The sequence below is a fragment of the SAR324 cluster bacterium genome (assembly GCA_029245725.1).
Taxonomy (GTDB): Bacteria; SAR324; SAR324; order SAR324; family NAC60-12; genus JCVI-SCAAA005.
Genome location: JAQWOT010000276.1, coordinates 1 through 9,567, shown reverse-complemented (window position 1 = coordinate 9,567; position 9,567 = coordinate 1). Strand labels below are relative to the sequence as shown.

The window sequence follows — 9,567 nt, the reverse complement described above, 5'->3', positions numbered from 1 at the left end:
GATAGAACAACAAATATGACAGAACGACGGTGTGACTTTTGAGAATTAAGCGCATGGTTGGCAACCGCTTGCGATTTAGCGATGCATTGAATGGGTTGTTCGGCATCGATTCAGCAATAATTTGATTTTTGAGAAGACGAGACTAGCGAGATTTCAAGCAGACAAGACAGAGGTTGAGATTCAGTTTCTTAAGTTGGAACCACTCAAATCTGAAGACATTGATTTCATCTGGTCAACAATAAAGGAGGAGCTGCGCAGAAAGGTTGAAGCGATACCTGAGAGAATCAGTACAGAATTACTTGATCATGAGCATTTAGTGGATTGCGAACCCACAAGATTGGAGTTCATTGGAGAATTGATCCTAAGATTAACCTGAAAACAGTATCTGGCACCATGGACGAGCGAATACGCGAAGGGATGAAATCAAGAGGCTGGTGAGGATGCGCATAGATTTAGGAGATTGAAGGGAAGCCCATCTGAGGGGGGGACTCCCCTTGAGAACATCAATGAAGTGGTACAGAGTGGGATAGTACGCAAACAAATCCCTGCACCAAAATTTGAATTCACTGGACAGATTTTTCGCTTCCAGTGAATAGTAGGCCGTACCCAGTTTAGTTGGTTTCAGCGTATTGGAAATTAACCAACTGAAGATCAACTTATCACTTGGGCCTCCCAGGTGGGACAGTGGACTCCCAGTGTCGAGTAGTCAAGTGATGATTAGATTCTTTCTCAAGCGCTGTGATTGGAAATAACGAATGCTGGAGAGGGGTAGGGAAGCCCATCTGAGGGGAGTGACTTCCCCGGGGGGAAACGAATCACACTAGAAAACGAAAAGGAGCAAACTACTGTGACTCACTGGTTCTATTCTGAGTAAAAACCAGTCAATAGAGAACTACAGGGGAGCATATCCATTGCTGCAATCAGCTTAGCTGTATGAGTACATTTTGCTTGGGACTCTGCAGCCACAGTGTTCCAACATTATTTGGTAGTCAAGTGATGGTTCTCAACCAACTCATATCTTCTTCTTCAGGTACCTAGGTGAGGATCTGGAGGAACTGAGGCAAAAAATCTAGCTGACTCACAATTATTTCCCCTCAGTTCAGCATGTATGACTGTAAAAGGGATTAAGTTTTGGTTTCCAAAGCCGATAAACAAGATTCCGCTAATGCTCTATTTGGCCTGTCAGCATCCAGTGGTGTGGCCCATCCAGATTCTTCAACAAAGTTACGCTTTTTCCAATCAGTCAAATTCTCTAATTGGACCAGCCTTTCTACTGATAAAGGGTCGGTTTTGGAGGCAGCAACGCAATAGGGTGTCAAAGCCTCAACAACAGCAGTTTTAGAGGCGGTCTCGGACATTTTTAAAGCAGTGCTACCAAGGACCCAACCCATAAAGTTGAAGCCTAAAATCGAAAAGGCAGCAGCTCCCGCGGCAGCACTCCAAATCGCCGGCCCTGTCCATTCGGGAAGTTTCATAAAAAACTCTATTATTCTAAGAATTAAAATTTCAGATCAAAATTTTACGCAATTCTAGTAGCGTATTCTGATGTGTTGGCTCAACCCATGTCTGGAACTTCAAGCGCTGTTTCAAGCACAGCTAATACGACGTAGATAATAGCCATGAAAATTAACCATACAAAGAAGTTCCTGGCATCATTCACTGTGAATGCTCGTTCGGAATTTTTGAAAAAAGTAATTTCAAAAAGCAACGTCATAGGGCTCTTTATTTATCTGTAAGTCAAGTAGTTATTTTATATTTTTTTTTATTTTAATACTTATTTGATTTTTTGTAAAAAAAATGATTTTCAAAAACAACCTGACTCCTAGGCGAACGCTCAACTTTTTATGCAGACGCCAGACTTTTAAAGTTTTGCCTGAATTGATGAAATCGATAATTTCTCAAATTAAACATATATTATGTTTTTCTGATACACAAAATCACCAGCAACTCTGCATCCTTCTTCCTTCATCTCAAGTGATGTGGAGAAATTGATTCGAAATCTACTCCACGTTATTTCCCAAATATTTACTTTCTTTAGACCAGCTCAGTCGGTGGGGTATTGCCAGAGGAAGATGGGATCCAGTTTTACCAGATCCCAAATTCAATTTACCTGGGGGAAGCAGCAATAGCTGTCATGAGAGAAGATTTCAAATCACTTCTAGGGTTACCACCATTGGCCGCAAGCATTTTCCCCATTTTTGTTCGCATATTTGCTATGGATTCACAGATGCCCTGTTGTTGACTTGGGTCAGCAATAGTTTTTTGGTCCGCTACATAAGATTCCTTAGTTGGCCAACGTAGAATCATTGTTCCGTTTCCTTCTGCATCTACGAGTAAATCTGCATTGAATCTTTGGGATAGATAGCATTCAGAAGCATACACAGTCTGCAAGGCGGCTCTAGCTTCTGAATGCTGTTGTGGAGTGAATTTAAAGCCACTTACCATAAAGACAACAGGCATTCCAGCAGTCAACAGATCTGTATCTTCATCGTGAAAAGCAAACAGAGTGGGAGCGCTGATAATAGTCGCAGTCATCAATGCGAGGAATTTCTTTTTCATAGAAGTCCCGTGTTCAGTAGGGTTGAAAAAAATCCGTTTGAGTCCGAACAGTTGTTGTTAAGAAATTAGAACAACGACAAGAGAATCAACTGGAAGGTAGCAAAAAAGCAAGTAGAAGATAGCGACGGCTCTGAATCACTGTTCCTATGATTATTTTATGCAATACTGAAAAATTTCTAGAAAAAATCATTAAATTGACAAAAAATAATTGATAAAACCTCGTCTCGAAGGGAAACCATGAACGAAAAAAAATTACTTTTGAGGACGGAGACTCTTACGACAGGATGATGGGTGTCTGGAGTCAGCTATTGGGAGAACAGTTCATCAAATGGCTGAATCCTCCAAGTGGGCAAAGTTGGATCGATATAGGGTGTGGCACTGGGGCATTTACCGCGCAGATTGCAGAATTATGCTCCCCTAAGCAACTGTTGGGAATTGACCCTGCTCAAGCCCAAATTGAATTTGCTCGAAAACGTGGCATGCCGCAATCAGCCATCTTTGAGACTGGAGATGCGATGGCACTTCCGAGTAAAGCTTCCTCTTTGGACATTGCAGTAATGGCGTTGGTTCTCTTTTTTGTTCCCAATCCTGTTCTGGGATTGGCAGAGATGAAAAGAGTTGTCAAACCAGGTGGGATAGTTGCCGCCTACGTCTGGGACGTTTTTGGAGGGGGTCTGCCTGTTCAGATATTTCACAAAGAGTTTGTTAAGCGCGGAATCCAATACCCTTTGCCACCAAGTGCAGAGGTTTCAAAAATGGAACGACTCGAGGAGTTATGGAATGAGGCAGATTTGCGGTCAGTGGAATCTACTCAGATCAAAGCCAGTAGAAAATTTGGAAATTTTGATGAGTTTTGGAATATCAATACCTCCAGCCCCGCTTTATCAGTTGTGTTAGAAGATCTAAGCCCACAAGAAATTTCAGAGATTCGCTCGTCACTGGAAAATCAACTGCATTCCGACAGTTCTGGCTGCATTGTTTGTCAGGCCCATGCAAACGCGATCAAAGGCATCGTTTAGTTGGGCAGGTCATTGGATTGATATGTCACGGGTCGGGTTATGGAATTGACTGTTCTTTGTCCCACCACTCAGACTCCAAACAACCTACCAAGTTTTTTCAACTATGCTTGCTGAGTTTCAGACCTTGTACACAAAATGCTGAACCAAACCCCAGATTTGGAAGTCTTCATCGATACAAAGCAGGATTCTCCGGCCGCAGCTCATAGCGTCCTCTATCCTGTGCTGGGCACTTGAAAGTAAATTCGTCATTGAAGGAAGCAATTACTTCCTGCCGTTGGGTTTCTTCCGGGAAAGATCCACGATCAGCAGATCTCCCTCAAAATCAACGCTCAAACGATTGAGTCTCCATTAACTCGGACCAAGAAGAGGTTGTTGGGATGAGGAGAAAGGTACTGGTGTAGTTTGAGATAGCCATCAAAGTAGTCATGTTTGGGCTAGGGAAGCCAGCAGCAAACATTGATTCAAACAGTTGACAATCAGTGTCGACAGCCGGGTGTGTGGGGTAGGGTGGATGAAATCGAAGGGGGCTGTCTGCATAAGGAAACTCAGGGGGGGGTGATTGCATTTGGGTCTATTTTGCAATCTGACTATCTTGATTGTGGAGCTAAAGATAATAAGTATTATTAATTAAAAATTATTATGTTTTGCATGTATTTAAGCTACCTTTATGGGCATCCCTTCTTCCCCTGTTTTTTACGATCGGTGCTGCTGGCTTAGACTAAGAGGATCTTCGAACCAACTTGAAACGCAGGCTAAATCTCCTCATTTCAGTGGAAACGGTTCTTTGGGTCATGGTGAACTCATCATCCTAGTTCGTTTTCATCAAGCTAGAATCCAGCTTCTTGTTGAATTTCTCCGTCACTACATTCCTGGGTCTTCGCATGACCCAAAGACCGTGAATTACCCCACCAAGATAAATGTCAGGAATTCGCTTCTTACACTAGAAATTTATAAATCTCGTAGTTTTGAAAGTTCAAAGGCTCACTTCTTATGAAGCGCAAGAGGAAGCCGGAACTTGTTCAAAAAAGTGGTATTTGTGGTCATCACAAATAGTAACAAGGCCCCCCAAATCAACTCACGGGCAAAGTTAGAGACCTGTAACATGTTTAGGCCACTGGAAAGGAATTGCATAGAAAGGACAGCGAAGACCACACCAATTACACGACCGTAACCCCCGTAAGGATTTACACCACCGAGTACGGCAATCAGTACTGAAAGCAGCAAGTAGCTTGATCCATAATCTGCTTTTGCTGAGTTAGCACGGCTCATGATCACCATTCCAGCCACAGAAGCAAACAATCCCGAAAGCATATAGACTTTAAGCAACATATCCTTAACATCCACTGCAGCATATAGTGCTGCTAGTGGATTGGTGCCGAACATGGAAATTCGTATTCCGAAGGCCGTTCGCGTCATCAATAAGTGCAAAGCCATGGCCAGCAAAATAAAAATTAGCAAAGGAGTTGGTAGGCCCAGCACCTGTGTATTGCCAATCACAGCTACAACCTCTGGAAAACCCATCACTGCACTTCCCCCAGTCAAAGCGATAGCAAGTCCAGTAAAGACTAACCCTGCACCAAGAGTAGCTAGAATTGGTGGTAAGCCAAGGAAGGCAACCAAAGCGCCGTTTAGCAGCCCAGTGACCGCGCCGATCAATAGCGATGCTCCAAGTGCAAAGCCAAGCCATAGCAATGATGCCTGCGTAGGCAAATCTGGGCCTACAAATTCTGTCAGAATCAACGCTGCAACTACTGCAGAGAGGTTTGCAATCCCTACAACTGAGAGATCAATGCCTCCAGTCATCATTACCAAAGTAATCGCAAGGGCCAAAATGGCAAATTCTGGAAATTGAAAAGCCATTGAGGTCAGGTTTTGTTCTGAGAGAAAACGCTCAGGCGATAACATTCCCATGAACGCAAAGACAACAACAGCAATAATGGCCAAGCGAAATTCTGGAGCTTGTCGCCAAGTCGAAGTCTTGCGGTTTGAAGTCATAGAATTCCTGTTTAAGCTGCCTCAGCGGCAGCTTTCTTGGCTTGCCAAGCTGGGACACCGGTTCCAATCAAAATCAAGAGACCAATAGCTACAGACTGCCAGGTAGAGGGGATGCCCACGACGATCAGACTGTTCTGAACCAGTACAATCAACGCCACACCTAAGAGGGTACCTGTCAAGGTTCCATAGCCACCAACTAGCCTTGCTCCACCCAGTACTACTGCAGCAATCACTGACAACTCCTGCCCTACTAATGAAAAGGGATCCGCCATACGGCTCATCGATCCATGGATGATGCCCGCCAGTCCTGCAAGCATTCCAACATAAACATATATGAAGAATTGGATTCGTAGCACGTTGATTCCAATCCGACGGGCACTTTCAACTGATCCCCCTAAAGCATAGATCGAACGGCCCAACATCGTATGATTCAACAAAAACCAAGTAAGCAGAATTACAAAGACAAGGGCCACAAATGCTAAGGGAAGCGCATAAAAACTTCCCCCTTCCGTAGTCCCACGGGCAACCATCAATCTTGAAAAACCTCGCATATCTGGTGGCAGTGCAGAAATACGTTGCGACCCTACAAAGGTAAGCAAAAATCCACGAAAAACCGAGAGTGTCCCTAGAGTGACAATCAGTGTAGGCAACTTAAGCCAAGCAATGAAAATTCCGTTGATAGCTCCAAGTAATCCCCCAAGACAAATCGATAGCAGGAAGATTAAAGGCCATGGCATTTCTGGCCAGTAAGCTAGTGTGAAAGTAGTGGTCATGTACATCGCTGAGACTGCCACTGCCGTAAAACTAACGTCAATGCCTCCAGAAATCAGCACTAACATCGCTGCTACCGCCAAGATCCCCAGAACAATTGATGCTCGGAGGATATCACTGACTGTGGTGATGGAAAGGAAGTTGGGATCTGAGACTGTGGCAATACAGGAGAAACCCAAGATTACCAGTGCAACTAGAGTCTCATTGCGGGTAAAGAATCCGGCAGGGAAAAAGCCATTCATGAGGCGAGTTTGTAGGCAAGTTCTCCTTCGGTTACAGTTCCTGCTCCGACTTCGTCAATAATCATTCCCAATCGCATGACGAGGATACGATGGCAGGTCGATACTAGTTCAGGTAGGTCGTCTGAGATCACGACCACACCTAGCCCAGAAGAAGCAAGATCGTGAATGATGTCATGGATGTCAGATTTGGAGCCCACATCTACCCCAACACTCGGTCCGTTGAGAATCAGCACCAAAGGTGCTCGTGCCAACCAACGTGCAAGGACAACTCGTTGCTGGTTGCCACCTGAGAGGGATTGTACTGGGGCCTCTACAGAGGGTGTCTTGACTTTTAAGCGATTTGACCATTTGCTTGCATCACTGACTAGCGCAGGCAAATCTAGGAAACCATATTTGTCATGATGGTCCAGCCTTCCAATCGCAACATTGCGGATTATTGACTGGGTAAGAAACAATCCCTCTGTCAAGCGATCTTCTGGAACATACCCAATTTGGCTGGAAGCAGCTGCAATCGGATCTCCCAATGGGATTGGGTGGCCATTTAAATTAATCTGACCCTTGTCTGGAGTGACCAGGCCAAAGAGTGCTTTTGCTAATGATGTCCGACCACTACCCAACAGACCCGTAATTCCAAGTACTTCTCCTTTGCGTATGTCAAATGAGACATCATGGAATGAACCCTCTTTGTTCAAATTCCTGACCTGCATCAAAGTTTCAGGGGTTTCAATCAATGCATTTGGAGGGTGTTCTGGTACATCTCGACCTGTCATATGACGTGTAAGAGAGGTCGTGTCAAATTCTTCCGCAGGACCCTCAGCAACCTTACAACCGTTACGCAATACAACTACTCGCTCGCTGACCTCTAGAACCTCAGCTAGTTTATGGCTGACAAAAACTACCGCGACACCATCATCCTTGAGCATCCGGATGATGCGCAAAAGCGAACGTACTTCCCGTTCTGTCAACGCTGTAGTCGGTTCGTCCATGATTATCAATCTTGCTTCCGAAGCAAGCGCTCTTGCAATGGCGACCAACTGCTTATGAGCAACAGGAAGAGACTCAACACGTTCATGTATTGGAATGTCCACACCAATGCGCTCGAGGGCCACAGTTGCTAAAGTTCGGGCATCTCGCTTATGAAACCATTTTCGATGCTGGGTGAGTTGACAGGCGAAGGCAATATTTTCAGCAACAGTCAGATTTGGAAAAAGAGAAAAGTCTTGGAAGATGACCATAATCCCAGCAGCAGCCGAAAGACGGGGATTTAATTGATCTTTTTGAAGACCGTCAATGTGGATTAAACCTTCAGTGGGTTGCTCAACTCCAGCTAATATTTTTAACAGTGTAGACTTGCCAGATCCGTTTTCCCCAGCTAGGCAGACCGCTTCCCCAGCGCTGACTCGAAAATCAACATTGTCGAGTGCTGTCACACCTGCATAGCGTTTTGTGACACCCATCATTGAGACGAAGGCGCCAGGATCAGGCAAAGCCATTTGGAATCCAGCTGACCAGAATCATAAAAACTATGGGTGACTGCAGGTCGCAATCACCCACCTCTCACAAGCTATCAGAACGGATAGTCCGCCATGTTACTCTTGTTCACATTGACCCAAGCTTGGCCATAGATCACTTTGCCGTCGAGTTTTACCTTCTCGTAGCCTTCAAGGCCTAAGTTCATACCATCTGTGACCTTTTGCCCATCAATTACCATCTGTGCTAACTTGTTCATTGCATAGCCAGCCACCGAGGGATCCCAGAAGCCGATCCCATCTACAGCACCTGTCTCCAAGTATTGCCCGGCAATTGAGGGTAGTGAAGTTCCGAAGACACATGTTTCCTTCTCCATTCCCCGCTCTTCGATGGCAAGACCAATGCCGGCCACGTCAGTTGAAGCCGAACCTTGCATACCTTTGACATTAGGAAAGGCTCGCAAAACTTCCTGGGCTCGCTCATAAGCATTTTGGGCATCATCAAAGGTCTCGTTTTTATCACCCACCATCTTCATTTTTGGATATTTCTCCTTTTGGTAGGCAATGGCACCGTCCACCCATTGATTGTGAGTTTGAGAGGTCAGAGAACCAACAAATACGGCATATTCGCCTTCGCTATCCATACACTGAGCAAGTTGCTCCATCAGATTGGCCCCAAAGTCTTCGTTAACAAAGGCTTCAATGTCGTAAGCCACGTTTTGTTGACTTGCTGCCTCGTGAGTAATGACAACAATGCCTTGTTTCATAGCACGAGCCAACACTGGTTCCAGCGCTTCAGGGGACATCGGAACTACAGCTAAGGCATTAACTCCTTGTGCAATCATGTCTTCAATCAAAGCGGCTTGCTGTTGTGGATCAGCTTGGGCAGGGCCCACTTGAAATGCGTTTGAACCTGTATCTGCAGCGTATTTTTTTACACCTTCTTCCATTCGGTTAAACCATTGGATTCCAGCAATCTTTACCACGGTAGCAATTGATGTTTCTTGCGCATAACTTGAAGGGGTGGCTACAAGTGCAGTTGCTGAAATGGCTATTGCTGATAAAAACTTTTTCATCATGAGTACTCCCGAAAAACTAGGAATGTTGAAATTTGCTGGGGGCATGTGAGGCAGATACCTCACATGGCAAGCTTGGCTAAGCACGGGTCTAATCAGACCTTTGATAACAATCTACCCCCTCGACGCAAACAAGGGGTTTCCAGAGGGCGTGATTATATTTTTAGAACTTGAACGGTCAAGCACTTTCCTCCCTCTGGTTGTTCAATATCCAACTGAGTCCAAAACATCGACTCCAGCTTTGAAGAATTTTTGGCGGAATTCCCAAATCCCAAAAAATGTGAAAGACTCTTATGTGCGATGATGCTAAATACTAATGCAATTTTCCCTTAATTTTTTTCAGAAGTCTTGGTTTAAACTGGACCTATCATAAAATCGATACTTGAATTTAGGGAGAACCAATTTTCTTCAATTATGGGGATTGGTGATAATTTTT

The 9,567-nt window shown here is 44.7% G+C and carries 7 protein-coding genes; 1 reads left to right on the top strand and 6 read right to left on the bottom strand.

Translation table 11 applies throughout. The annotated features are described in order from the left end of the window. Nucleotides 1–1,124: 1,124 nt before the first annotated feature. Entirely contained in the window at nt 1,125–1,475 is a 351-nt protein-coding gene (locus tag P8O70_15175) for a hypothetical protein (GenBank protein ID MDG2198188.1), read from the bottom strand. Between the two features lie 631 nt (nt 1,476–2,106). Then, nucleotides 2,107–2,559, bottom strand: a complete 453-nt coding sequence (locus tag P8O70_15170) for a hypothetical protein (protein ID MDG2198187.1) — start codon at nt 2,557–2,559, stop codon at nt 2,107–2,109. Between the two features lie 284 nt (nt 2,560–2,843). On the opposite strand from P8O70_15170, the gene P8O70_15165 reads away from it, so the two are divergent. Beyond that, the gene (locus tag P8O70_15165; GenBank protein ID MDG2198186.1) at nt 2,844–3,578 is read left to right on the top strand and encodes a class I SAM-dependent methyltransferase; all 735 of its coding nucleotides are present in this window, start codon (nt 2,844–2,846) and stop codon (nt 3,576–3,578) included. A 981-nt stretch (nt 3,579–4,559) separates the two neighbouring features. Here P8O70_15165 and P8O70_15160 read toward each other — a convergent pair. The 4 genes from P8O70_15160 to P8O70_15145 all read right to left on the bottom strand — a co-directional run bounded on the left by P8O70_15160 (nt 4,560) and on the right by P8O70_15145 (nt 9,134). Beyond that, nucleotides 4,560–5,573, bottom strand: coding sequence for an ABC transporter permease (locus tag P8O70_15160; GenBank protein MDG2198185.1), 1,014 nt, complete (start codon nt 5,571–5,573; stop codon nt 4,560–4,562). Nucleotides 5,574–5,584: 11 nt separating this feature from the next. Continuing rightward, the gene (locus P8O70_15155) at nt 5,585–6,586 is read right to left on the bottom strand and encodes an ABC transporter permease (protein ID MDG2198184.1); all 1,002 of its coding nucleotides are present in this window, start codon (nt 6,584–6,586) and stop codon (nt 5,585–5,587) included. Further along, nucleotides 6,583–8,079 (bottom strand): sugar ABC transporter ATP-binding protein, encoded by a 1,497-nt coding sequence (locus tag P8O70_15150; protein MDG2198183.1) that lies wholly within the window; start codon nt 8,077–8,079, stop codon nt 6,583–6,585. The genes P8O70_15155 and P8O70_15150 overlap by 4 nt, the downstream gene beginning before the upstream one ends. 74 nt (nt 8,080–8,153) lie before the next feature. Then, the gene (locus P8O70_15145) at nt 8,154–9,134 is read right to left on the bottom strand and encodes an autoinducer 2 ABC transporter substrate-binding protein (protein MDG2198182.1); all 981 of its coding nucleotides are present in this window, start codon (nt 9,132–9,134) and stop codon (nt 8,154–8,156) included. Nucleotides 9,135–9,567 lie beyond the last annotated feature (433 nt).

Excerpts from the sequence above, each read along its gene's own strand:
- P8O70_15175 (MDG2198188.1), bottom strand. The coding sequence starts at position 1,475 with ATGAAACTTCCCGAATGGACAGGGCCGGCGATTTGGAGTGCTGCCGCG.
- P8O70_15170 (MDG2198187.1), bottom strand. The coding sequence starts at position 2,559 with ATGAAAAAGAAATTCCTCGCATTGATGACTGCGACTATTATCAGCGCT.
- P8O70_15165 (MDG2198186.1), top strand. The coding sequence starts at position 2,844 with ATGATGGGTGTCTGGAGTCAGCTATTGGGAGAACAGTTCATCAAATGG.
- P8O70_15160 (MDG2198185.1), bottom strand. The coding sequence starts at position 5,573 with ATGACTTCAAACCGCAAGACTTCGACTTGGCGACAAGCTCCAGAATTT.
- P8O70_15155 (MDG2198184.1), bottom strand. The coding sequence starts at position 6,586 with ATGAATGGCTTTTTCCCTGCCGGATTCTTTACCCGCAATGAGACTCTA.
- P8O70_15150 (MDG2198183.1), bottom strand. The coding sequence starts at position 8,079 with ATGGCTTTGCCTGATCCTGGCGCCTTCGTCTCAATGATGGGTGTCACA.
- P8O70_15145 (MDG2198182.1), bottom strand. The coding sequence starts at position 9,134 with ATGATGAAAAAGTTTTTATCAGCAATAGCCATTTCAGCAACTGCACTT.